The organism is Streptomyces cylindrosporus (assembly GCF_022698165.1).
Classification (GTDB): Bacteria; Actinomycetota; Actinomycetes; order Streptomycetales; family Streptomycetaceae; genus Streptomyces; species Streptomyces cylindrosporus.
In genome coordinates this window covers 1-24,842 of record NZ_JALDAY010000008.1, presented here as the reverse complement: position 1 = coordinate 24,842, position 24,842 = coordinate 1, and the positions used below count along the sequence as shown (strand labels likewise).

At 72.9% G+C, this 24,842-nt stretch carries 15 protein-coding genes and 1 riboswitch; of the genes, 8 read left to right on the top strand and 7 right to left on the bottom strand.

What is annotated here, in order from left to right:
* Positions 1-130: 130 nt before the first annotated feature.
* The 3 genes from MQP27_RS25695 to MQP27_RS25685 all read left to right on the top strand — a co-directional run bounded on the left by MQP27_RS25695 (position 131) and on the right by MQP27_RS25685 (position 3,644).
* Positions 131-1,237 (top strand): PP2C family protein-serine/threonine phosphatase, encoded by a 1,107-nt coding sequence (locus tag MQP27_RS25695; protein WP_242767870.1) that lies wholly within the window; start codon positions 131-133, stop codon positions 1,235-1,237.
* Positions 1,238-1,440: 203 nt separating this feature from the next.
* A riboswitch (cyclic di-AMP (ydaO/yuaA leader) is annotated at positions 1,441-1,597 on the top strand.
* Positions 1,598-1,609: 12 nt separating this feature from the next.
* Complete coding sequence (locus tag MQP27_RS25690; protein WP_242767868.1) at positions 1,610-2,635, top strand: M23 family metallopeptidase; 1,026 nt, start codon at positions 1,610-1,612, stop codon at positions 2,633-2,635.
* Between the two features lie 64 nt (positions 2,636-2,699).
* Positions 2,700-3,644, top strand: coding sequence for an aldo/keto reductase (locus tag MQP27_RS25685; RefSeq protein ID WP_242767866.1), 945 nt, complete (start codon positions 2,700-2,702; stop codon positions 3,642-3,644).
* A 138-nt stretch (positions 3,645-3,782) separates the two neighbouring features.
* On the opposite strand, the gene MQP27_RS25680 is transcribed toward MQP27_RS25685, so the two are convergent.
* From MQP27_RS25680 to MQP27_RS25665, 4 genes are all read right to left on the bottom strand, one after another.
* Positions 3,783-5,135: a PrsW family intramembrane metalloprotease gene (locus tag MQP27_RS25680; protein ID WP_242767865.1), complete on the bottom strand. Its 1,353-nt coding sequence runs from the start codon at positions 5,133-5,135 to the stop codon at positions 3,783-3,785.
* A 63-nt stretch (positions 5,136-5,198) separates the two neighbouring features.
* The gene (gene trmB / locus MQP27_RS25675; RefSeq protein ID WP_242767863.1) at positions 5,199-6,083 is read right to left on the bottom strand and encodes a tRNA (guanosine(46)-N7)-methyltransferase TrmB; all 885 of its coding nucleotides are present in this window, start codon (positions 6,081-6,083) and stop codon (positions 5,199-5,201) included.
* A 74-nt stretch (positions 6,084-6,157) separates the two neighbouring features.
* Entirely contained in the window at positions 6,158-7,369 is a 1,212-nt protein-coding gene (gene lhgD, locus MQP27_RS25670; RefSeq protein WP_372511306.1) for an L-2-hydroxyglutarate dehydrogenase, read from the bottom strand.
* An 80-nt stretch (positions 7,370-7,449) separates the two neighbouring features.
* Positions 7,450-8,874 carry an NsdA family TPR-like regulatory protein gene (locus MQP27_RS25665; RefSeq protein WP_242767860.1) on the bottom strand — a complete coding sequence of 475 codons (1,425 nt, stop codon included), beginning with the start codon at positions 8,872-8,874 and terminating at the stop codon, positions 7,450-7,452.
* Positions 8,875-9,571: 697 nt separating this feature from the next.
* On the opposite strand from MQP27_RS25665, the gene MQP27_RS25660 reads away from it, so the two are divergent.
* Together MQP27_RS25660 and MQP27_RS25655 are read left to right on the top strand one after the other, a co-directional pair.
* Positions 9,572-11,659, top strand: coding sequence for an asparagine synthase-related protein (locus MQP27_RS25660; protein WP_242767858.1), 2,088 nt, complete (start codon positions 9,572-9,574; stop codon positions 11,657-11,659).
* 659 nt (positions 11,660-12,318) lie between these two features.
* A complete protein-coding gene (locus MQP27_RS25655) occupies positions 12,319-15,852 on the top strand; it encodes an AfsR/SARP family transcriptional regulator (RefSeq protein WP_242767856.1) in 3,534 nt (1,177 codons plus the stop codon).
* Positions 15,853-15,858: 6 nt separating this feature from the next.
* On the opposite strand, the gene MQP27_RS25650 is transcribed toward MQP27_RS25655, so the two are convergent.
* Together MQP27_RS25650 and MQP27_RS25645 are read right to left on the bottom strand one after the other, a co-directional pair.
* Positions 15,859-17,763 (bottom strand): sigma-70 family RNA polymerase sigma factor, encoded by a 1,905-nt coding sequence (locus tag MQP27_RS25650; protein ID WP_242767849.1) that lies wholly within the window; start codon positions 17,761-17,763, stop codon positions 15,859-15,861.
* A gap of 356 nt (positions 17,764-18,119) precedes the next feature.
* Positions 18,120-18,887: a TetR/AcrR family transcriptional regulator gene (locus MQP27_RS25645; RefSeq protein ID WP_242767847.1), complete on the bottom strand. Its 768-nt coding sequence runs from the start codon at positions 18,885-18,887 to the stop codon at positions 18,120-18,122.
* Between the two features lie 383 nt (positions 18,888-19,270).
* Here MQP27_RS25645 and MQP27_RS25640 point away from each other — a divergent pair, with 383 nt between their 5' ends.
* The gene (locus MQP27_RS25640; RefSeq protein WP_242768756.1) at positions 19,271-20,662 is read left to right on the top strand and encodes an NAD(P)/FAD-dependent oxidoreductase; all 1,392 of its coding nucleotides are present in this window, start codon (positions 19,271-19,273) and stop codon (positions 20,660-20,662) included.
* 223 nt (positions 20,663-20,885) lie between these two features.
* Positions 20,886-22,541 carry an ATP-binding SpoIIE family protein phosphatase gene (locus tag MQP27_RS25635; protein ID WP_242767845.1) on the top strand — a complete coding sequence of 552 codons (1,656 nt, stop codon included), beginning with the start codon at positions 20,886-20,888 and terminating at the stop codon, positions 22,539-22,541.
* 127 nt (positions 22,542-22,668) lie between these two features.
* Here MQP27_RS25635 and MQP27_RS25630 read toward each other — a convergent pair whose 3' ends face one another.
* On the bottom strand, positions 22,669-23,931 hold the full coding sequence (locus MQP27_RS25630; RefSeq protein ID WP_242768755.1) for an MFS transporter: 1,263 nt from the start codon (positions 23,929-23,931) through the stop codon (positions 22,669-22,671).
* 120 nt (positions 23,932-24,051) lie between these two features.
* On the opposite strand from MQP27_RS25630, the gene MQP27_RS25625 reads away from it, so the two are divergent.
* The gene (locus tag MQP27_RS25625; protein ID WP_242767843.1) at positions 24,052-24,600 is read left to right on the top strand and encodes a MarR family winged helix-turn-helix transcriptional regulator; all 549 of its coding nucleotides are present in this window, start codon (positions 24,052-24,054) and stop codon (positions 24,598-24,600) included.
* The last annotated feature ends 242 nt before the right edge of the window (positions 24,601-24,842 follow it).

Below are 24,842 nucleotides of genomic sequence, written 5' to 3'. Positions count from 1 at the left end.
CGGTGTGTCACCAGCATACGCCATCCGCGGGACGCCCAGCACCACGGTTTGCTTCCGCCCCATCTCACCTGCGTCATTCGGTCGGCCCACACCGCTCGCCGCCCGCCCCCGCTCCGGGAAGCCTGGACATGTGGATCATGAGCGGCCGTATGCGAGAGCCGGCGGGCGGCTGTCCCGTGACGCCGTCGCCTTCCTCCGCGTGCTGCCCGCGCTGCTGATCCTCGGCGGCATCCTGTACGACAGCGTCACCCCGAAGGACTTCACGGCCGCCCCCTTCTTCACCGCCGCCCCGCTCGTCGCCGCGCCGGTCCTCTCGCTGGCCGCCACCGCGGTCACGGGTGTCGTCGCCACCCTTGCCACCTACGGGGTCCACGTCCGGTACGGCTGGGGGCCCGACGCCGACACGCTCACCGAGGCCGTCACCGTGGCCACGGTCGCCCTGCTCGCGGCCGGCGTCAACCGGGTCGTGGCCCGCGGCGACGCGCGGCTCGCCTCCACCCGCGAGATCGCCGAGGCCGCCCAGCGCGCCGTACTGCCCGAACCGGCCGAGCGGATCGCCGGGTTCGACATCGCGGCGCGCTACGAGGCGGCGCAGGCCGACGCGTTCATCGGCGGCGATCTGTACGCGGTGCAGGACACCCCGTACGGCGTCCGGCTCGTCGTCGGCGATGTGCGGGGCAAGGGGATGGGCGCGGTGGCCGCCGTCGCCGTCGTCATCGGGGCCTTCCGGGAGGCGGCCGAGCAGGAGCCGACCCTGGAGGCCGTCGCGGGGCGGCTGGAACGGGCGCTGGCCCGCGAGGGGGCCCGGCGTGCCGGGCTCGACGCGTTCGAGGGGTTCACCACCGCCGTACTCGCCGAACTCCCGCACGGCGACGGGGTGGTGAGGCTCGTCAACCGCGGTCATCCGCCTCCGCTGCTGCTGTGCCCCGACGGCAGCGTGCGCACCCTGCGTTCGAGCGAGCCCGCACTGCCGCTCGGGATGGGGGAGCTGGGCGTCTGGCCCGACCGGGTCGAGGAGACGAAGTTCCCCGGCGGGGCCACCCTGCTGCTCTACACCGACGGGCTGTCCGAGGCGCGCGACGGACACGGCGAGTTCTACGACCCCGCGGCCCGGCTCGCCGGCCGGGTCTTCCGCGAGCCCGGCGCACTGCTCGACACCCTCACGCGCGGGGTGCGCCGGCACACCGGGGACGGCACCACGGACGACATGGCGCTGCTCGCCGTACGCAGGCCGTGACTCTCTGCATAACAACTGACATACCGTCAATGCCTGTGAAGATCCTGAGCCCGGGTCAACTCGCCCGTTTTTCGCCGTCCATGGGCCCTACGTCCAGCCAGGATTCGTTAATGATCAAGCCGAACAGCTTGGAAACGACCCCCCGGGTCTATTAACGTTCGATAACGCAGCGCGGTCGTCCCAGCCGTCACAAGAGGCGGCTCCGTGCGCACGCGCCGAATCCCGCAAGGGAACCGGGGAACCACCACCCTGGGGTGAATCGCACGGAAGCCGCCGTGGAAGCACGGCAGGTATACGCGCGTAGGAGACCTTCCTGCTCCGAACCCGTCAGCTAACCCGGTAGGCGAGAAGGAAGGAAAGGAGCACGCCCACGTGGCGTCCAACCCGCCTGCCCCGGCAGCCCCGTTCGTGCCGAGCACCGAGCCCTTCGGCTTCGCCGGCCCCCGTACCGAAGAGGGCCAGTGGGAGGAGTGGAACCCCACCGCGGAGTCCATCGCTCCGGTACGCGGCCGGCACCGTGTCGCCAAGCAGCGCGGCGGGGGACTCGCCCGCAGCTCCACGGTTCTCGGCGTCGGCGTCATAGCCGCCGTCGGCGCGGGCGGCATGGCCAGCGCCAACACCGGCAAGCCGCCGGTCTCCATCTCCGTGCCCGATCTGCCCTCAGTCGGCGCCGTGTTCGGCGGTTCCTCCGACGCCCCCAAGGGCTCCGCGACCGCGCTCAGCTCCCTCGGCGTGACGACCGAGGACACCACGCAGGGCGCCCGGGACGCGGGCGAGGCGCTGCGCGACCGCATCATGGCGCAGGCCGAGTCGCAGCAGGTCCAGGTCGACAGCAAGGCCCAGTCCGCCACCGAGGCGGCCCTCGCCAAGCAGATCGACGACGCGGCCGCCAAGGCCGAGCAGGACGCGGCGGCCAAGGCCAAGGCCGCCAAGGAGAAGGCGGAGGCGGCGGCCAAGAAGGCGGCCGAGGCCGCGAAGCTCGCCGAGCTGGCCAAGCAGTTCAAGCTGCCGGTCGTCTCCTACACGATCACCGGCACCTTCGGACAGGCCGGCTCCATGTGGTCCTCCGGCTACCACACGGGCCTCGACTTCGCCGCCCCCACGGGCACCCTCATCAAGGCGATCCACTCCGGCACCGTCACGGAGGCCGGCTGGGCGGGGTCGTACGGCTACCGCACGATCATCACGCTCGACGACGGTACGGAGCTGTGGTTCTGCCACCAGTCGTCGATCAGCGTGAGCGTCGGGCAGAAGGTCGCCACGGGTGACGTCATCGGCCGCGTGGGCGCGACCGGCAACGTGACCGGCCCGCACCTGCACCTGGAGGTCCACCCGAACGGCCAGTCCGACGGGATCGACCCGATGACGTGGCTGCGGAGCAAGGGCCTCAACCCCTGACGTTTACCGGATCTTTGCGGGCGTGCCGGAATTGGCTGTTCCGGCACGCCCGTTGACGTAGTACATGACTTCTCTTCGCAAGCTCGGCTCCTCCGATCTGGAGGTCTTCCCGCTCTCCCTCGGCGGCAACGTCTTCGGCTGGACGGCCGACGAGGCGACCTCCTTCCAGGTCCTGGACGCGTACGCGGCCGCGGGCGGCAACTTCGTGGACACCGCCGACGGCTACTCGGCCTGGGTTCCCGGCAACAAGGGCGGCGAGTCCGAGACGATCATCGGCAGGTGGGTCAAGGCCCGCGGCAACCGCTCCGACGTCGTGATCGCGACCAAGGTGAGCCAGCACCCCGAGTACCAGGGCCTGTCCGCGGCCAACATCAAGGCCGCGGCCGATGCGTCCCTGCGCCGCCTCGACACCGACTACATCGACCTCTACTACACCCACTTCGACAAGCCCGAGGTCCCGGTCGAGGAGATCATCGGCGCGCTGGACGAGCTGGTGCGGGCGGGCAAGGTGCGCAACATCGCCGCGTCCAACATCTCGGCCGAGCGGCTGCGGGCGTCGCTGGAGTTCTCCGACCGCGAGGGCCTGGCCAAGTACGTGGCGCTGCAGCCGCACTACAACCTGGTCTCGCGCGACACGTACGAGGGCGACCTCCAGGACCTCGCCGCGCACTACGGTCTGGCCGCGGTCCCGTACTACTCCCTCGCGGCGGGCTTCCTGACGGGCAAGTACCGCCCGGGCACGAAGGTGGACAGCGCGAGGGCGGCGGGCGCGTCGAAGCACGCGGACACGGAACGGGGGCAGCGCGTCCTGGCGGCCCTGGACGAGATCGCCGAGACCCACGACGCCCCGATCCCGACGGTGGCCCTGGCCTGGCTGGCGGCCCAGCCGACGGTGGCAGCCCCGATCGCCTCGGCCCGCACACCGGAACAGCTCCCGGCCCTGCTGGGGGTGGCGAACCTGACCCTGACGGAGGCGGAACTCACGCGCCTGACACAGGCGTCGGCCTGACGATCGACCGGTCTCGTTTTCTGCCGGCCCTGATGTTCCGTTCCTGGCGGCCCTGATCTTCCGTCGGCCCCTTCTTCCCGCCGCAACGGTGTCCCGCCACGACGGCGTTCCCCGGCGGTGCCGAACCCTCCGCAGCCCCTACGACCGATACGGGTTGTACGAGGGATACGGCCCCGCCGGCCCCGTCGGATACCCGTAGCCGTACCCGTACGCCCCGTACACCGGCCAAGGCGGCGCAGCCACCGGTACCGGCGGCGCAGCCACCCGCGCCGCATAGTCCAGCGCCGGCCGCGCCACTTCCCGCCGCAGCCACAGCTCGTTCAGCAACTCCCGCTCCCGCAGCGCGAAGTCCGCCCCGGCCCGCCCCCGCCGCCCCCGATGCCGCAGAAACGCCAGCGAGGTCGCGTACGCCTCGTACTCCGTCACCGCCCGCGCCGCCGGCTTCCCGAAGTGGTGCGCGGCGTAGTCCCGGGCCAGCCGCCGCGCCCGCATCGAGCCCAGCGCGAACGGCTCGGCCGGTGCCAGCCACCCGGCCGCCACATACGCCGGCAGCTCTTCCCGCACGGTCCGCAGCTCCCGCTGCCGCGTCCAGATCACCAGCCAGGTCAGCAGCCCGAACGCCGGCACCATGAACACGGCGTACACCCCGAAGAACCCGTACTCCCCGAAGGACGAGGAGCCGTTCCAGATCGCGTGCATGCCCATCGCGAGCAGCAGTCCGGCCAGCGGCACGAGCACGCGCCGCGCCTGCCGCCGGTCCGAGGCCATCGCCGCGGCGAGCCCGAAGCCGATGCCGGTCAGGACGGTGAAGAGGGGGTGCGCGAAGGGCGACATGACCACGCGCACGAAGAAGGTCGCCGCGGTCACGGAGGCGATGCCGCGATCGCCGGTGAGCTGGTCGGTGCCGAAGGCGGTGCCGAGGTAGAGGATGTTCTCGGTGAACGCGAAGCCGGTGGCGGTGACCCCGGCTATCACCACCCCGTCGACGATCCCGGTGAAGTCCCGTCTGCGGAAGAGGAAGACGAGCAGTACGGCCGCGGCCTTGGCGGACTCCTCGACGATCGGCGCTATGACGGTCGCGCCGAGCGTGTCCGCGCTGGACGGGTCCGCCGTCGCCGTCGCTATCCATCTGGTCGCGAAACTGTTGGCGACGATCGCTATGAGCGCCGCCGCGCAGGCACCCCAGGCGAAGGCGAACAGCAGATTCCGCCAGGGACCGGGGGCGACCCGGTCGAGCCAGCGGAAGGCGGCTATGAGCAGCGGTACGGGCAGTACGGCGAGGCCGAGCCCGACCAGGAACCCCTCCGTGCCGGTCTGCCGGCGCACCAGGGCGAGGATGACGAGCCCGGAGAGCGCCAGCAGGGTGCAGAGTGCCGTGTACCGGACCCACCTGCGCTGCCACCAGTGCACCCGCCCGAGCGCACCGCCGACCGGACCGCCGGGCTGCGGCGGCCGGTTCGGGTACGGCGGGTACTGGGGACACGTGGCCACGGCATTGACCCTAACGAGCGAGGGCGCCGCCCGCGACGGTGCATCGGGTTGCCCGAGGGGCTTTCAGGCGCCAGTGGGGGGCTGGTTGTGATGCTGTACGCGACGGAAGAGCAGGTCGTTCACGACATGTCCTTTGTCCAGTCCCTGCCCCTCGAAACGGGTCAGCGGCCGGAACTGCGGACGGGGCGCAAAACCGCCGTCGGGCCGGGTGTTCTCGAAGTCCGGGTGCGCGGTGAGCACTTCGAGCATCTGTTCGGCGTACGGCTCCCAGTCGGTCGCGCAGTGCACCAGGCCGCCGGGCCGGATGCGGGCCGCGGCCAGGGTCAGGAACTCGGGCTGGATGAGCCGGCGCTTGTGGTGCCGCTTCTTGGGCCAGGGGTCGGGGAAGTAGACGCGCAGGCCGTCGAGCGAGTCCGGCCGGAGCATCTCGCGCAGCAGGATGATGGCGTCCCCGTTGCCCACCCGGACGTTCGGCAGCCCGTGCTGGTCGGCGAGGTTGAGCAGATTGCCCTGTCCCGGCGTGTGTACGTCCACGGCCAGGATGTTGGTGTCCGGGTCGGCGGCGGCCATCTGGGCGGTGGCCTCGCCCATGCCGAAGCCGATCTCCAGCACCACGGGGTTGGCGTTCCCGAAGAGCTCGCCGAGGTCGATGACCCGCTGCCCGTCGATGTCCAGCCCCCATTTGGGCCACAGCCGCTGCAACGCGTCCGCCTGCCCGGCGGTCACCCGGCTCCGCCGCGGCTGGAAACTACGGATCCGCCGCTCGAAGTGCGACCCCGCGGGGTCGGCCTTGGGCCCGTCGGGGAACCGGGGCTCCCCCTTGGCCCGGGTGTGCCGGACGGACACACCGGGCGTGTGCGGGGACCCGGCACCGGGCTCGTCGGCGCGGCCGCCGGGGGTGTGCTCGGCGGGCCGGGGGGCTTCGGGGGCGTTGCGGGAGTCAGACACAGTGGGGTCGATTTTACGGGGGTGTCCACGGCGGTGCCGTCAAGATCCGCTCGATGCGGACGCCGGCCCGCCCCTCACACCGTCGCCAGCATCGCCAAGGCCCTCCCCGCCACCTCCCGCCCGATCGGCAGCGAGGCCGTCGCCGCGGGCGAGGGCGCGTTCAGCACGTGCACCGCCCGCGCCCCCTCCTTGATCAGGAAGTCGTCCACCAGCGTCCCGTCCCGCAGCACCGCCTGCGCCCGCACCCCGGCCGCCGTGGGCACCAGGTCCTCCGCCGTCACCGCCGGCAGCAGCCGCCGTACCGCCGTCGTGAACGCCGCCCTGGACACCGAGCGCCGCAGCTCACCGGCCCCGTACCGCCAGTGCCGCCGGGCTATGTGCCACGACCCAGGCCAGGCCAGCGTCGCCCCCAGCTCCCGCGGCCGTACGACGCCCCAGCCGTACCCCTCACGGGCCAGCGCCGGCACCGCGTTCGGTCCGATGTGCACGCCGCCGTCGATCCCGCGCGTGAGGTGCACCCCGAGGAACGGGAACGCCGGATCCGGCACCGGATACACCAGGCCCCGCACCAGCTCGGGCCGCGCCAGCGAGTAGTACTCCCCGCGGAACGGCACGATCCGCATCTCCGGGTCGTCCCCGGTCAGCCGGGCCACCTCGTCGCAGTGCAGCCCGGCGCAGTTCACCAGCACGCGCGCGCGTACGACGTCGCCGGCGGTCGTGCGGACGGCGACCCCGAGCTCCGGGCGCCGGTCGACGCGCTCGACCCGGGCGCCGTACCGGATCTCCGCGCCGGACGCCTCCGCCAGCTGCCGGGCGACCCCGACGAAGTCGCAGATCCCGGTGGTCCCGACGTGTATCGCCGCGAGGCCGCGCACCTCCGGCTCGTACTCCGCGATCTGGGAGCCGCCCAGCTCCCGTACCGGAATGCCGTTCTCCCGGCCGCGCTGGACCAGGCCGTGCAGGCGAGGCAGCTCGGAGCGCTCGGTGGCGACGATCAGCTTTCCGGTGACGGCGTGTGCGATGCCGTACTCCGCGCAGAACTTGACCATCTCGGCGGCCCCGCGCACCGCGAAGCGGGCCTTGAGCGAGCCGGGCCGGTAATAGATCCCGCTGTGGATCACCCCGCTGTTGCGCCCCGTCTGGTGGCGGGCGGGCCCCGCCTCCTTCTCCAGGACGGTCACCCGCGTCCCCGGCGCGGCACGCGTGATCGCATACGCCGTCGACAGCCCGACGATCCCACCTCCGACCACCAGCACGTCGCAGTCGTAAGCGATCTCCGGTCGCACCCGCACCACCTCCCACTACCGATAGTGCACTGCGCCACTGACAGTCACTTCAAACCCGGTGAATCGGAGGTGGTCACCCCTCATGCCGGAGCCATCAGCAGGGGCCGGGCCCGCTCGCGCAGCTCCACCACGCGCGGCTCGTCCCCGTACGGCTCCAGACGGTGCAGCAGATCCTTCACGTACTCGGTGGTGCGGGCCGAGGAAATGCGCCCCGCGACCTCCACCGCCCGCACGCCCTGCTCGCACGCCGCGTCGAGGTTGCCCGACTCGAGCTCCGCGACCGCCGAGACGACCAGGCGCAGCCCGTGCGACCGTACGAACTCCTCCGTCGGCTTCGACAGCGCCTGCTCGGTGAAGCGGCGGACCTGGCGCGGTGCCTTGAGGTCGCGGTAGCACTCGGCGGCGTCCGCGGCGAAGCGGTCGTAGGAGTAGAAGCCGAGCCAGGACGGGTCGTTGTCGCCCTCCCGGGACCGCTCCAGCCAGCCCTCCGCGGCCTTCAGCGCCGCTCCCGCGGCCTGTGCGTCACCTGCGCGTGCGTGCGCGCGTGCCTCGACCAGCCGGAAGAAGCTCATGGTGCGGGCGGTGGCGAGGCCCCGGTTGCGCTCCAGGGCGGCCTGCGCGAGGTCGACGCCCTCGTCGCCGAAGCCTCTGTAGGTCGCCTGGAGCGACATGGAAGCCAGCACATAGCCGCCCAGCGGCACGTCGGCCGCCGCGCGGGCGAGCCGCAGTGCCTGGATGTAGTACCGCTGCGCGGCCTCCTGCTGCCCGGTGTCGAAGGCCATCCAGCCCGCGAGCCGGGTCAGTTCGGCACTCGCGCCGAACAGCGCCCGGCCCACCTCGTCCGAGTACGAGCCGAGCAGCAGCGGCGCCGCCTCCACCCGTAAACACTCGGGCACCATGGACGAACGCCAGTCGCCGCCTCCGTACTTGGAGTCCCAGCGCCTGGCGTCCTCGGCGGCCTCCCGCAGCTTCTGCACATCGCTGTGGCCGACTTTGAGCGGTGCGCCGGACTCCTCCGCGGAGTGGGCCTCGCGCGCGACCGAGCTGTCGGCCGGGGTTATCAGCCACCGTGAGGCGGGCGTTGCGTACGCGCTTACCGCGAACGATCCGGCCAGCGACTGCCAGATGCCACCGGAGCCGGCCCGGCGCCCGGCGAGGTCGAGACGGTAGAGCTCCGTCGCCGACTTCACCGCCTGTCCTACGTCCCTGGGGAAGGCGAGGCCCACTTCGGGTGCGGGATCCGCGTCCGCCAGGCCGATCTCGTGGAGCGGCACCGGGCGGCCGAGCTTCTGGCCGATCGCGGCGGCGATGAGGTGCGGCGCGGCGCCTTGCGGCACCATGCCCTTCGACACCCAGCGCGCCACCGAGGTCTTGTCGTAGCGAAGAGTCAACCCGCGTTGAGCGCCAAGATCGTTGACGCGACGCGCGAGTCCTGCGTTGCTGATTCCCGCGAGGGCGAGAACGGCGCCGAGCTTTTCGTTCGGCCCGCGTTGCTCCCTGGACATTGCGCCACCCCTCGACACAGACGGCTGCCGCGTTGGCATAACCACGCGGCATTCGTAAACCCAGCGTAGTTCGCCGCATCCCAAGCGTTAAGAGGCTTTATTCCGGATGGCGGGATTGTGGTCCGTACTGAAGTACGGGTCCGATACGCGCAGTTGCGTCGTGCTCCCGTTGTGTGGCCGTGCGCCCGTCCGTGCGCTCTTCTCCGGCCAGTGGGGGAGCGGTTCCATGGATCGTGCGTGGGTCGGCCCGCTGTACTGGATCCAGTGGGCTGGGGGACACCGCCGCCTCCATCCCCGCGGGCGGCGGAACGGTCCGGGAGGTGAACTCCACCTCCCGGGCTGCGCACCGGAGAACGCGGTGCGCAGAGCCTGTACGGAGCGTGTGCACACCTGTCCCCGCGCCGCCGATTTGGCTGAAAACCGACCCCGCCTTCTCCGGGTGAATAAGCCTCCCACCACGGAACTTGAGGGCGTGAAGGGCGTTTTCGGGGCGCACAGCGGGGGCGCATTCGCGTCGCAGCGGCCTTGTCCCGTACGGCCGTTCGCACCTCGTCCGTCTCCTCGGAAGGGGGAGCGCCCCGGCGCGTTCCGGGGAGCGCGAGCGGCTCCTCGGCCCCTCCACGCGCGCGTTCTTCGTGGCAGCATGGTGAACCGGTTCGTGCGGTGCACTGGTTGTCCACAGCCTGTGGAGGCGGCGATGCGGTGGTTGGTGGGTTGGAGCAGCACCGCCCCGGTGTCCGCCGGCATCGGATCCGCGGGGGCCACCGGAGGCGACGGCGAGACCGTGCACCCGGTGGGTTCCCAACTCCTGTGGGGCGACCCCGATCCGCTGTGGGCGGTCGGCGACTGGCGCCCCGACGAGGTGCGGGTGGTGAAGGCCGACGCCCAGACCCGGATCGCGGTCCTGGGCACGTGCGGCGCCTCCGACGAGGAGCTGAGGGTCGGTCTGTTCGCCGCGCGCGGGGGCGCCCTGCGCCATCTGACGGCCTGGGCGGGCAGTTACACGGCCGTGGTCCAGGTCGGCCGCCGCATCACCGTGTGCGGCGATCTGGCGGGCGCGCGCCCGGTGTTCCACACCCCCTGGGCCGGCGGCACCGCCTACGCGACCGCCGCGCTCCCCCTCGCCGACCTCATCGAGGCCAACCTCGACTTCGGCCACCTGGCCGCCCTCCTGGCCGCCCCCGACGTCCCGGCCGCCCTGCACGACTCCACCCCGTACGACGGCGTACGGCGCATTCCGCCGGGGCACGCGCTGATCCTGCGCGCCGGGGCACGCGAGATCGCCGGGTACGAGCCGGTCGCCTCCCTCGCGGTGGCGGCGCCCTCGGCCGACCCCGACAGCGCGGTGGACGCCGTACGCGACGCACTGGTCGACGCGGTACGCGCGCGCCTGTCGGCGCCGCGGCACGTCCCCGGGGTCGACATGGACCCCGGCCCGGTCCCCGGCATGGGACCCGCCGAACGCCGCGCCGCGCGCGGGATGCCGGTCGCCGGAATCGGCGCGGACCTGTCCGGCGGCCCCGCGTCGGGGACGCTCGCGCTCCTTGCCGCGGGCCTCCCGGGGATGCCGGGCACGGTCCTCGGACACGGCACGGGCGCGGGCGAGCGCCTCCTGGCGGTGACCTTCAACGACCTGGCGGTGGGCGGCCGCGAGGCCGAGCTGGAACGCGCGGGCACCCTCGCCGCCAACCCCCGCCTGCACCACGTGGTCGTCACCGGCGGCGAGGAGACCCTCCCGTACGCCGACCTCGACGGCCCGCTGACGGACGAACCGGGCCAGTCCCTCGTCACGGCCGCCCGCCACCGCGCCCGTCTCGCCGCCGGCAGCGCGGACCACTTCACGGGCCACGGCGCCCGCCAGGTCCTGGACGCGCATCCCGCCCGGCTGGCCGACCTCCTGATGGACCGCAAACGCCGCCACCTGGTCCGCCCGGTGGCCGCGCTCACGAAGGCGGACGGCTCGGTGCTCGTCCCCGCGCGCGTGTACGGCGCGGCCCGGCGCCTGGCCCGCACCCCGTACCGCACGGGCCTGGAAGCCCTCGCCGACCGCCTCCTCGACCGCCGCTTCGACGAACCCGGAGGCGCGGTCGGGGCGTCCCTGTCCGCACTCACATGGGCCAGACCAGGCCCCGCGGCCCGCTGGCTGACCGGCGAGGCCCTCGCTGAAGTATCGGTTCGCCTACAGGCGTCCACGCACCGCTCGGGCGTCGGCCCCGGCCAGCGCCCCGGCGACTATCGCGCGCGTGCCGCCCTCGCTCGCCATGCGGCAGACCTCCGAGTCCTCGAACAGGCGGCCGAGATCCGCTCCCAGCGCCTGCACGCCCCCTTCCTCGACAACCAGGTCGTCCGCGCCTGCCGCGAGCTCCCGGAGGCCCTGCGCGTCCAGCCCGGTGCCCGCGCGGCGATCCTGCGCACGGTCCTGGAGGGCGCCGGCGTGAGCGACCTCCCGCCTGGCTGGGGCGCCCCCTCCCACGCCTCGGCGGCGGTGGCGGCGCGCACGGGCATCCGGGTCGCCGCGGACTCCCTGATGGCCCTGTTCGGCACGCCCCTCCTCGCGGAGGCGGGCCTGGTGGAGGCAAGGGTCGTCCGCAAGGCCCTCCGGGCAGCGGCCGAGGGCGAGCCCCTCCCGCTGGACGGCCTGGCCGACCTGGTCTCCCTGGAACTCTGGCTCCGCCGCCTCCTGGCCCGCCGAGGCACCTGCTGGACGGGCACCCCGGCCCGGCAGCGGGCGGTACCGGCGGGGATCACACCCAAGAGGGGGGCGCTGGCTTCGGGGGGAGGGTGAGGCTGAGGAATTTCAGCCCGTCCGGGGGTGCCCCCGTCTGGGGGAGTTCGAGGCCGCGTCTGGCCATCCCCATCCCCCACCCACCCGCAGGGGGCGGCGCCTTCTCAACGCCGGCCGGCATCTCTCAGCTTGTCTGGGGGTGCGCCGTCTGGGGGAGTTTGAGGCCGCGCTTGGCCATCCCCAGCCCCCACCTGCCCTCAGGGGCGGCGCCTTCTCAACGCCGGTTGGCACTTTCAGCCCGTCCGGCGTTGGAGGCCGGTCCTGGCCATCCCCAACCCCCACCCACCCGCGGGGGGCGGCGCCTTCTCAACACCGGCCGGCATCTCTCAGCTCGTCTGGGGGTGCCTCCGTCTGGGGGATTTCGAGGCCGCGTCTGGCCATCCCCAGCCCCCACCCACCCGCAGGGGCCGGCGCCTTCTCAACGTCGGTCGGCACTTTCAGCCCGTCCGGCGTTTGAGGACGAGGCCCGTTCAGGGCCGACGGGGGTCCAGGGGGCGGAGCCCCCTGGTGGGGTCGAAGGGGCGAAGCCCCTGGGGATGGGACGGGTAGGGGCGGCGGGGGCGACAACATCCCATCGCACATCCTGACGGCCCCGCCTCACACCCCCACCGATCACAAACACCATGCCTCCACCCCGAACCCCCGGCGACAATGACCCGGTGCGGTACAGAATCCTGGGCGTCACCCAGGCCGAGGACGACAACGGCATCGCCATACCCGTCCCCGGCCCCCGTCTCCGCGCCCTGCTGACCGCCCTGGCCCTGCGCCCCGGCCGCGCGACCACCCCCGACACCCTCATCGGCGACATCTGGGCGGACACCCCACCCCACGACGCCCCCGCCGCCCTCCAGGCCCTCGTGGGCCGCCTCCGCCGCGCCCTCGGCAGGAACGCCATCGCCTCCGACCCCGGCGGCTACGTCCTGACGGCCACCGAGGACGACATCGACCTGTACGTCTTCGAACGCCTCGTACGCCAGGGCACAACAGCCCTCGCCCACCACGACGCCGCCGAGGCCGCCCGCGCCCTGGACGAGGCCCTCGCCCTCTGGCGCGGGCCCGCCCTGGCCGACCTCCCCGACCGCACGGCCGCGACCCGCCCCGAGGCCCTGCACCTGGAGGCGACCCGCGCCCGCATCGACGCCGACCTGCGCCTGGGCCGCGCCCACACCGCCGTACCTCACCTGCAGGAACTGACCGCGGCGAACCCGTACGACGAACCCCTACACGCCCTCCTGATCCGCGCCCTGCGCGACACGGGCCGCGGCGCCGACGCGTTGGCCGCGTACGAAAGTGCCCGCCGGGCCCTCGCCGACGGCCTGGGCACCGACCCGGGCCCCCAACTCCGCGCCCTGCACACGGAACTGCTCGCGGGCACGCCGGTGCCTGCGCGGCCGCCAAACCCCCGGCCCACCCCGCGGGAAGCCCCGCGCCCCGACTCGACCCCCACGGCCCCGGCGGTCCCTGAGCTCGCCGAGACCGCCGAGCTCGCCGAGACCGCCGCGGTCACCGAGCCCACCGAGCCCACCGAGCCCACCGAGCCCACCGAACCAACCAAGCCCACCGAGCGCGCCGAGCCCACCGAGCCCGCCGAGCCCACCGTCAGGTCCGCCGCCCCCACCCCGAAGCCACCGCGGCCCCGCACCGGCAACCTCCGTCCGCGCCTTACCTCTTTCGTGGGCCGGGAACCCGAGATCGCCGCCATCCGTTCCGAATTGCACAGGGCCCGTCTCGTCACCCTCACCGGACCGGGCGGCTCTGGAAAGACCCGCCTCGCCGAGGAAGCCGCCGCCGGGCTCCCGCAGGCGTGGCTGGTCGAGCTGGCGCCGCTCGACCGGCCGGAGACGGTGCCCGGCGCGGTGGTCAGCGCGCTCGGTCTGCGCGAGACCGTGCTCATGGCCACCGAGCTGATCGCCCCGCAGGACGACCCCGTCGCCCTGCTCGTCGAGTACTGCGCCCCGCGCAGCCAACTCCTGATCCTTGACAACTGCGAACACGTCATCGAAGCGGCCGCCGCCCTCGCCGAGACGCTGCTCACCCGCTGCCCGGGCCTCACGATCCTCGCCACCAGCCGTGAACCCCTGGGCATCCCGGGCGAGTCGGTGCGCCCGGTCGAGCCCCTCGTCCCCGACCAGGCGCTCCGCCTCTTCGAGGAGCGCGCGTCGGCCGTCCGCCCCGACGCGGACGCCCTGCTCACCGACCGCGCGGCCGTCGCGGAGATCTGCCGCCGCCTGGACGGCCTCCCGCTGGCCATCGAACTGGCCGCGGCCCGGCTCCGGCTGCTCACGCCCCGCCAGATCGCCGACCGCCTCGACGACCGCTTCCGCCTCCTCACCTCCGGCAGCCGCACGGTCCTGCCCCGCCAGCAGACCCTGCGCGCGGTCGTCGACTGGTCCTGGGACCTGCTCGACGAGCAGGAGCGGACGCTGCTGCGCGAGGCGTCCGTGTTCGCCGGCGGCTGGGACCTCGCCGCAGCGGAGGCCGTGTGCGGCGGCCCCGCGGCCGACCTGGTCGGGTCGCTCGTCGACAAGTCCCTGATCGTGGCCGCGCCGCACGGACAGGACGGCCCCGGCGAGGGCGGCGGCATGCGCTACCGCATGCTGGAGACGATCCACGAGTACGCCGTGGAGCGCGCCGCCGAAGTGCCCGAACTGCGCGCCGAGGCCGAGCGCCGGCACCGCGCGTGGGTGCGCGCACTGGTGGAGGAGGCCGAGCCGCTGCTGCGCTCCGAACACCAACTCCCTTGGATCTCCCGCCTGGAGACCGAGCTGGACAACATCCGCGCGGCCCTCCACCGGGTCCTCGGCGCCGGGGCGGAGTCGGAGGCCGGCGCCCTCGCCCTGGCCATGGGCTGGTTCTGGTGGCTGCGCAACTATCGCCACGAGGGCGCGGCCTGGGTGGACCAGGTACTGCGCCTGGGCGCACTCCTGGACAGCAGCACCGGCGACGACACCTGCCACGCCCCGGAGCAGGTGGACCAGGCCGCCGCATTGGAGCAGGTGGACCCCGTCGCCGCCTACCTCTCCGCCCCGGACGGCGAGCTGCACCACCCCCTGCACGCCCTCCGGATGGACCTCCGGATGCTGCACGTCTTCCTCCAGGCCGAGGTCGATCCGATGGACGCCCTGTTCGACGAGCGGGCGCGTGAGTACGTCGGCCGGGTGCGGGGGCACTACCAGCCGGGCGGCCCGGCGGCGGCCCGCTTCCCGGGGCTCCTGTGGCCGATGACCGCGTACATCCTGAGCAACTCGGAGGACGTCGCGGCCATGATGCAGGTCGCCCTCGCCCACTGCCGCGCGCACGGCGACGACTGGGCGGTCGGCGTCACCCTGATGTTCCGGACCCACATGGTCGTCGACTCGCCGGGCGGCATGAAGGGCATCGACGAGGACCTCGCCGAGCTCAGGGTGCTCAGCCGCCGGGTCGGCGACCGCTGGATGGGCGCCCAGGTGCACAGCGCGGCCGGCGAGGCGAGCCTGGCCCGCGGGCGGTACGCGGAGGCGAAGGGCGAGTACGAGGAGGCGCTGCGCCTGGCCCACGAGGTGGGGGCGTACGCCGAGACGCCCTTCCTGATCGCCAGGCTCGCGGAGTACGCGTACCGCGTGGGCGACCGGGCCGCCGCGCTGGCCGCGCTGGACGAGGCGTCGGCCGCCGCGGACCGCTACGGCGTGGCGGACTCCCGGGCGTTCGTGCTGCTGCTGCGGGCCCAGTTGGCGTTGGACGAGAAGGACGCCGTCCGGGCGCGCGAGCTGTGCGAGGGGGCGCGCCAGGAGATCGGGCGGGGCACACCGCCACCCCAGTTCATGGTGATGCTGAGCGCGATCGAGGCGTTGGTGACGGTCGCCGAGTCGGGTCCGGAGCACGGCCTGCCGAAGCTCACCGGCGCCGTGCGCGAGTCCGTGGAGCGGCGCTGCGCGGACGTGATCACGGCGGCGCTGGTGGACACCACGGCGACGGTGCTGTCCGAACTCGGCGACCACGCGCGCGTGGCCCGCCTGCTGGCGGCCGCCGACCGACGGCGTGGCGACAACCCGCGCCCCAAGCCGGAGGGCGCCAAGGCCGAGCGCGCCGAGACGGCCGCCCGCGCGGCGCTCGGCGGGGACGGCTGGGAGGCGGAGTACGGCAGGGGCATGGCCCTCACGACCGACGAACTGCTCGACGAACTCGCCAGGGCCACCTTCCGTATCAGCAGGTGAAGTCCCCTACGAGCACGTGAACTTCGACTCCGCCCAGTCCGCGAGCATCAGCGAGTCGAAGCTGCTGTGCGGTTCGACGACCAGCCGTACGGTCTTGTGCCCGGCGAGGTTGACATGGACGGGGACCGCCGGGTCGCCGCCCTCGACCAGGCCGGACTTCCACAGCCGGGTGCCGTCGGCGTAGACGGAGAAGTAGACCTTGCCGAGGCCGAGGGTGGAGTCGTCGATGCCGACGGAGGCGTCGTAGGCGGTGCAGCTGCGGTTGAGGTCGATGGTCACGGAGGACTGGCCGTGCACGGTCACGCCGTGCGTGTACTGCTTGTCGCCGATCGAGAGGCCGTAGCGCTGCCACACCCAGCTGCTCTCGCGCAGCCGCATCTCGGGCTTGGTGCCGTCGCCGCTGACGTCGTAGGACAGCTCGCTCCATTGGTAGGCGGCGGGAGCGGGCGGGGGAGTCGGCGTCGGGGTGGGCGTGGGTGTGGGTGTCGGTCTCGGCTTCGGCTTCGGGGTGGGCGTCGGTGTCGGGGTGGGCGTGGGCTTCGGCCGGGGCGTGGGGGTCGGCGTCGGCGTGGGGGTGGGCGCGGCCGCGATCACCGGGGGAGCGGGCTCGGGTTGCTTCTTCGGCGGCGCGGGCGTCGGCGACTCGGGCCGGACCACCGGCGAGGAGATCGGCGGCTTGGCGTCCGGCTTCCTGGGCGGCTGGGGGTCGCCGGCCAGCGCGAGGGCGACGACCGCGCCCGCCACGGCGACGACACCGGCGGCGATGCCCGCCTTCACCGGCGCGCTCAGCCCCTCGGAGGCGGCCGCACCGCCCCCGGCGCTCGCCCCGCCGGACGAGCCGCCGGCCGCGGCGGCAGCGCCCGCGGCGCCCGCCGCACCGGCCCCGGCACCGCCGGCGATGAGCGCGGCGACCTTGGCGTACCCGGCGGCACCGAACCAGCCGATGACCGCGATCGGCACGGCGGCGGGGATTCCGCTGGCGACTTCCTTGATCTGGCCCGCCGCCAGCCGGCACTTGGCGCACTCCTCCAGGTGCTTGCGCAGACCGCGTTCGGCACGGGTGCGCAGGCCGCCGCGGGCGTAGGCGCCGAGCCGGTCGGCGTAGCGGGCGCACTCCTCGTCGGTGGCGAGGCTCGCGCTGACGTGGGCCTGGAGGTAGGCCTGCTTGAGGCCCTCGCGGGCGCGGCTGGCGAGCACGCGCGTGCCGTTGGCGTCCAGCCCGAAGAGCGTGGCGACCTCGCTGGGCGACTCGTCCTCGACCTCGGTGTGCCAGAGCACGGCCTGCCAGCGCTCGGGCAGCGAGCGGAAGGCCTGCATGGCCATGGACTGCTCGGCCTCGTGCATCGCGCGCACGTCGGCGCCGAGGTCGAGCGTGTCGTCGTCCGACACCTCCGAGGAGCGGGAGGCCTGCGCGGCGAACACCGCGAAGTCGTCGACCAGTTGCTCCCGCTTCGCGGACTTCGTCCAGTTCGCGGCGACCCGGCGGACGGTGGTGAGCAGATAGGCGCGGACGGCGTGCTCGGGGCCGTGACCGCCGCGCACCGCCTGCAGCATGCGGGCGAAGACCTCGGCCGTGAGGTCGTCCGCGGTGTGGCCGTCGCGGCAGCAGGTACGGGCGTAGCGGCGCACGGCGTCGGCGTGGCGCCGGTACAGCTCCTCGTACGCCGTGTCGTCGCCCGCGCGCATCCGCTCGATCAGATCGGCGTCGGACGGCGGCAGCTCGCGCGGCGGCGGCAGGATGCCACCGTCCTCCCGCCGGTCGCGCTGGGCGGGGACGCTGCCCTCGACAGGCTCGCCGCCCTGGGCCGGGATGGAGGGCCGTCCCCCCTGGATCGGCACCTGCGGCATACCGCCGTCCGACGGGTCACCGTCCCCCGGTGATCCGTCCCCGTCCCGCCCGTCAACACTCATCGCGGAAAGCCCCCGCCGCCTGACCTGCCAGTCCCGAACACCGGGTCAGAGTGCCATATTGGCTTTTGTTCAGGACCCCCGGAGTGCGGTCGATCCACTCGTCCGTGGGGACTTGCCGCAACGCAGTACTAGCCCTCACCCATTCGGGGAAGGCTCAATTGACGTCTGCCGAACCGAAGTTGACCGCGTTTCCCGAAATGTCCGGCGCATTCCGGTAGCCCGGGGGGAGCGCGGACCGCGCAGAGCCCGCGCCCCAGGGTCACCTTTTCGGGTAACGGCGCATACGCACCACAAGGGCCACCCGCACCCGACCACGAAAGAGTCACGGACGGTGCGGGTGGGAGAACGAATCCGGCTCACGCCGGCCGGGACCGCAGCCCCTCCAGCAGGATGTCCAGCAGCCGCGCCGAAGCCGCCGCCTGCTGCGCAGCATCCGGCAGGGACGGCGCCGCCGTCGCGATCACCAGCAGCACGTCGGCCACGGACACGTCCGCCCGCAGCTCACCCGCCGCCCGCGCCCGCTCCACCAGCTGCCCCACGACCTCCAGCAGCGCCGCGGCCCCGGAGTCGTCGTCCGCCGGGGCGGAGACGCCGCCCTCGGAGACCAACCGCAGCTCACCGGCGCCGGGCTGCGTCCGCTGCTGCGGCACCCGCGCCTCGTCGAACACCGTGCCGTCGGCCCGCTCGTCGGCCACGCCGACCCGCAGCACCTGAGGCGGCAGCAGCCGCCCCGCGCCCGAGGCCACCGAGGTCCGCAGGAAGCGCGAGAGCGCCGACCACGGCTCGTCCTCCTGGCCGAGCGCCGCCCGGGCCTGGTCGGTCAGCCGGGAGGTCTCCTCCTCGGCTATCCGCCGCACCAGGACGTCCTTGCTCGGGAACCGCCGGTACACGGTCCCCACACCCACCCGCGCCCGCCGCGCCACGTCCTCCATCGGCGCGCCGTACCCCAGCTCGCCGAAGACCTCGCGCGCCGCGCGCAGCACGTGCTCCAGATTGCGCTGTGCGTCCACGCGCAGCGGCGTCGAACGCGAGGAGTCCCCGCGTCCGTTCCCCGCCGCCGCGCTCACCATGCCGCCCGCTGTCAGTGAGGACGCGGACGACCAATGAGAGTCCTGAACATGCATAAGCGTTCCCCCGGTAATGACGTCTCCCCCCGGAGACTCTCCCCGCCATTGGTAGCCGGGGCGTGCGGAGAACCCTGGATCCCGAGGCCCGCCCGTCGCGGACTTCGAACCCGATGAGCGCATCCCCCTACACCCCGTCGACACACGAACATAGTTGAGAGGGAGTCAATTCAGAAGGGGCAGGTTCCGCACGGAGCGCCCCCCGATCGGAGTACGGGTCGTTTACGTCCCGATTGCGCCACCTCCGTACACCCGGCGCACACCCACTGACCTGCAATCCTTCGCGACACTCCGGCAATTCGGCCAACTCCGGAGATCCCCGGCCCGCGGTCACACAAATTGTCGGGGCTGTGGACAAACTCAAGCGCTGGGTGCGTCATGGGATGGTGAAGGAACGTGCGCGCATTCTCGTTGTCGGCGGCGGCTACGTCGGGATGTACACGGCCCTGCGCCTGCAGCGGAAGTTGAAACAGGAACTCGGGCGGGGCGAGGTCGAGGTCACGGTCGTCACTCCGGACCCGTACATGACTTATCAGCCGTTCCTTCCCGAAGCGGCGGCCGGCGCCATTTCCCCCCGCCATGTCGTCGTACCGCTGCGCCGCGTCCTCGACCGGTGCCGGGTGGTCATCGGCGAGGTCACCTCCATCGACCACGCCAAGCGCACCGCGACCCTCACCACCCTCGCCACCGAGGAGGAGGGCGCCGGCCCGGAGCAGATCTCGTACGACGAACTCGTCCTCGCTCCGGGCTCGATCTCGCGCACGCTGCCGATCCCCGGTCTCGCCGACCACGGCATCGGTTTCAAGTCGGTCGAGGAGGCCATCGGCCTGCGCAACCACGTCATCGAGCAGATGGACATCGCCTCCTCCACCCGCGACCCCGCGATCCGCGACGCGGCCCTCACCTTCGTCTTCGTCGGCGGCGGCTTCGCCGGCGTGGAGGCGCTCGGCGAGCTGGAGGACATGGCCCGGTACGCCGCGCGCTACTACCACAACGTCCAGCCCGAGGACATGAAGTGGATCCTCGTCGAGGCCTCGGACCGGATCCTGCCCGAGGTCGGCGCCGAGATGGGCCGCTACACCGTCACCGAACTGCGCCGCCGCAACATCGACGTACGCCTGGAGACCCGCCTGGAGTCCTGCGCGGACCGCATCGCCGTGCTCAGCGACGGAGCCCGCTTCCCGACCCGTACGGTCGTGTGGACGGCCGGCGTCAAACCGCACCCGGTCCTCGCCGCCTCCGACCTCCCCCTCACCGGCCGAGGACGGCTGAAATGCACCCCCCAGCTGACGATCGACGGAGCCACGCACGCGTGGGCGGCGGGAGACGCGGCCGCCGTCCCGGACGTCACCGCCGGCGAGCCCGGCGCGGAGACGGCCCCCAACGCCCAGCACGCGGTGCGCCAGGCCAGGGTCCTGGGCGACAACATCGCGCACGCGCTCAGGGGCGAGCCGCTGGAGACGTACTCCCACAAGTACGTCGGCTCGGTCGCCTCCCTCGGCCTGCACAAAGGCGTCGCGCACGTCTACGGGCGCAAGCTGAAGGGCTACCCTGCGTGGTTCATGCACCGCGTCTACCACCTCAGCAGGGTGCCCACCTTCAACCGCAAGGCCCGGGTCCTGGCCGAATGGACCCTCTCCGGGCTCTTCAAGCGGGAGATCGTCTCGCTCGGCTCGCTGGAACATCCCCGGGCGGAGTTCGAACTCGCGGCCGGTGGAAAGCCTCCTACCGACCCGAAGTCCGACCCGAACTCAGACCCGAAGGGGTCTTCCTGACCGGACCCAGGAACTCCGCGGTCCGGCCGGGCGTCTGACGGATGTCGCCCCGGTAGGCCACACTGCCAGACTGACCCCGCCCCAGGGCGAGCACCCGCCCGCCCGCCGACCCAGAGGCTTTCCCCACCGTGCTGCATCCCGGGGGTGTCACCACCCCCCAGCCCTCCGGCCGGGTCCGGAGCCGGCCGAAGACGCCGAAGACGACGACACGAGGCAAGGATTCGTGAACTTCACGCGCTGGAGCGCCCGGCTCCCCGGAACTCAGCGCCGCGCCGCAGCGCGGACCGACCACACGGTCACCCCCGACCGGCCGCCCGAAACCGCGAGCTCGGTCCCCGCCGCCCGCGCCGAGCAACTCACCGACGAGGCCCCGCCCGTCCCCGCCGTCGACGACCTGCCCGTCCGCGAGGTCCTGGATCGCGTCCCCGCCCTGGTGGCCCTCGTCCACGGCCCCGACCACCGGGTCGCCTACGTCAACGACGCCTATACGACGGCCTTCGGCACCCGCCCGCTCGGCGAGCCCACCCGCGACTCCCTCCCCGAGCTCGACGAACTGGGCCTGCTCCCGCTCCTCGACCAGGTCCTGCGCAGCCGGAAGCCCCGCACCCTCAAGTCCCGCAAGGCCCCCGACGGCCGCTCCTACACCTTCACCTGCACCCCGGTCACCGAAGGCGACCACGCGGGCGTGCTCGTCTTCGCCACCGACGTCACCGACCACGCCGAGGCCGCCGAGCGCCTGCGCGCCAGCGAGCGCCGCCAGCGCGAGACCGCCGTAACCCTCCAGCGCTCCCTGCTCCCGCAGGAGCTGGAGGAACCCGACGACCTGCGCCTGGCCGCCACCTACCAGCCCGGGGGCAACGAAGCGGCGGTCGGCGGCGACTGGTACGACGTCATCACCCTCGGCGGCGGCCGCACCGCCCTCGTCATCGGCGACGTCATGGGCCGGGGCGTGCGCGCGGCGGCCGTCATGGGCCAGCTCCGCACCGCGGTCCGCGCCTACGCCCGCCTCGACCTGCCCCCGCACGAGGTCCTCCAGCTCCTCGACGGCCTCGCCGCCGAGATCGACGCCAACCAGATCGCCACCTGCGTGTACGCCATCCACGACCCGAACGAGGGCCGCCTGGTGTACGCGTCCGCCGGCCACCTCCCGATCCTGGTCCGCGACGAGAGCGGCGCGGTCCAGCGCGCCGACGAGCCGACCGGCCCGCCCCTCGGCACCGGCGGCTGGATGCACGCGTCCGGCTCCATCGCCCTCGGCCCCGGCTCCACCGCCGTGCTCTACACGGACGGCCTGGTGGAGCGCCGGGACGAGGACCTCGACGAGGGCATCGCGGCCCTGGAGCGCGCCCTGTCCGGCGCGACCGGCACCCCCCAGGTCGTCTGCGACCGCCTGGTCCGCTCGGCCGGCGTCACCGCGGACCACGACGACGACGTGGCCGTCCTCGTCCTCCAGCACCCCTCCCGCACGGGCCCCGACAGCGAGCTGTTCCGCAACGCCGCCCTGGAGCTCCTCGGCGGCATCGAAGCGGCCCCACGCGCGCGTGCGTTCGCCTCCGGCGTCCTGACCAGCTGGCGCTTCCCCACGGACCTCCACGACCTGGGCGTCCTGGCGGCCAGCGAACTGGTCGCCAACTCCCTCCAGCACGGCACGCCACCCATGCGGCTGCGCCTGCGCCGCACCGACCGCCGCCTGATCATCGAGGTCACCGACGGCGACGACCACCTCCCGCGCCGCCGCCGCGCCGAACCGGGCGACGAGTCGGGACGGGGCATCGCCATCGTCGCGACGATCGCCTCCAACTGGGGTTCCCGCCGCACCCCCGGCGGCGGCAAGGCGGTCTGGTGCGAATTCGTCCTGCCGAAAGCGGGACCGGCATAGGCCGTCGGTCGTCTGCCGGAGCGTCGTGGCCGGTCGCGGGTTCCCCGCGCCCCAACGGAGCCCTCACCACCCTCGCTGAAAAACAGAGGCGGCCGCCACCCGAAGGTGACGGCCGCCCCGGCGCAACTCACGCCTCAGCAACCACAGGCTCCGCAGCCGCCCCACCACGGGCGACCACCCGACTCCGCCCGACCCACGGCCGATCCTGTACGGCGGTCAGCTGCCGCCCCAGCCGCAGCGCGAGGAAGGTGATGCCGAGCGAGAACAGCAGGAACGTCACGATGTACGGCGCGTGCAGCGAGGCCCCCATCGGCCCGCCGACCGCCGGCCCGACGGCCAGCGCGAGCTGCTTCACCAGAGCGAAGGCGGAGTTGTACTGCCCCGCCATCCCGCTCGGCGCCAGATCGGCCACCAGCGGGGCCACCGTCGGCGACAGCATCGCCTCACCCAGCCCGAACAAGGCGTACGTCGACACGAAGGCCGCCGTCGCCATCTCCTGGCTGCCGTGCCCGAGCCCGGCGTACCCGGCGGCGACCCAGGCCACGGCCCAGATCAGCCCCACACCGGCGATCACCCGCGAGCGCCGCCGCCGCTCGACGAACCGCAGCACGGCGAACTGCGCGACGACGATCATCAGCGTGTTGGCGGCCAGCGCGCTGCCCAGCGCGGACGTCGAGATCCCGGCCGCCTCCACCCCGTACGCGCTCAGCCCGGACTCGAACTGCCCGTAGCAGGCGAAGAACAGCACGAAGCCCAGCACCGACAGCTGCACCATCGCCCGGTTGCCCAGCAGCTGCTTCCAGCTGCTGCGCCCCGACTGCGCGGGCGCGTCCGCGATGCGCGGCGAGCGCGGCATCCGCACCGTCGCCATCACACCCACGAGCAACAGGAACATCGCCGCCTCGATGGAGAACAGCAGGGTGAAGGAGTCGACGCGCGTAGCGTCGACGAGATGCCCGCCGATGAGCCCGCCGACGCCGAGCCCGAGGTTCTGCAGGAAGAACTGCGTGGCAAAGGCACGCGAGCGCGTGTCCGCGGTCGAGCAGTCCACGATCATCGTCGCCAGCGCCGGCTGCATCACGGCCTGCCCGGCCCCGAGCGCCGCCGCGGACAGCAGTACGGCCGTCGCGCTGCCCGCGAGCCCCAGGCTCAGCGCTCCGACGGCGGCGGTGACCAGGGCGGCGAGCAGGACCGGCAGCGGACCGCGCCGGACGATGGCCCGCCCGGCGAACGGCAGCACGACCAGCGCGGCCACGGCGAAGACGGCGAGGACGAGCCCCGCCGTCATGGCCCCCAGCCCTCGCACCTGCGCCACATAGACGTACAGGTACGGGACGGTGAAGCCGAGCCCGAACGCGCTGAGTGCGTTTCCCACGTGGATCCGGCGCATCGCTGCGCCCATCGCCCTGGTCACGTTCACCTACTAACTAGTTAGATCTGAAGAGTTCGAAGCTAAAGAGTACATAGTCAAGGACTTCAAGGCAAAGGGGCTGCGTGCGATACTGCGCCCATGGCCGACACAGCCGGCGTCCCCGAGCCGACCCTCGACGAGCAGATCGCCGCGTACCAGCGCGAGTTCCGGGACCTCGACCCCCAGGTCGAGCAGATCGTCTCGGCGCTGTCCCGCCTCAACCGCCGGATGAACGTCGCCTACGGCCGCCAGACAGCCGCCCTCGGCATCAGCAACGCCGAGTGGGAGGTCCTCAAGGCCCTCGTGCTCTCCGGTGCCCCGTACCGCATGGGCCCGAGCGACCTCGCCAAGCGCCTCGGCCTGACGCCGGCCGCGATGACCCACCGGATCGACCGCATGGTCGCCGAGGGACTGGTGACGAGGGAGCGCGACGAGAACAACCGCGTACGCGTGATCGTCGAGCTGACCGCCGAGGGCCGCGAGAAGTGGCTGGAGGCGATGCGCATGGCCACGGTCTTCGAGGAGGACCTCCTCCAGGACCTCTCGGCTGAGGAGCGCACCGGCCTCGGCGACGTCCTCACCCGTCTGTTGCGTAGGGTGGAGCACGCACAGCCGGACGCGGGCGGACGCCTCAGCGACCTGGAGTAAAAGATCTTGACACGGGGTGCTTGACAGGCCCCTCCGGGATCCGTAAAGTTCTTCGGGTTGCCACGGAGCCGTAACGGTTCTTCGGCAGCACCTCCCGCCGCGTCAGCGGCACACAAACCATCAGCACGATCTCCCGACCGGGTCGATTTCGGCATGCCCGAATTCAATTCGAATTGGAGCTCGGCGGCCCGATTGGGAATCGCCGAGAGGATCCGCTAAGGTTTGAGACGTCGGAACGGCCG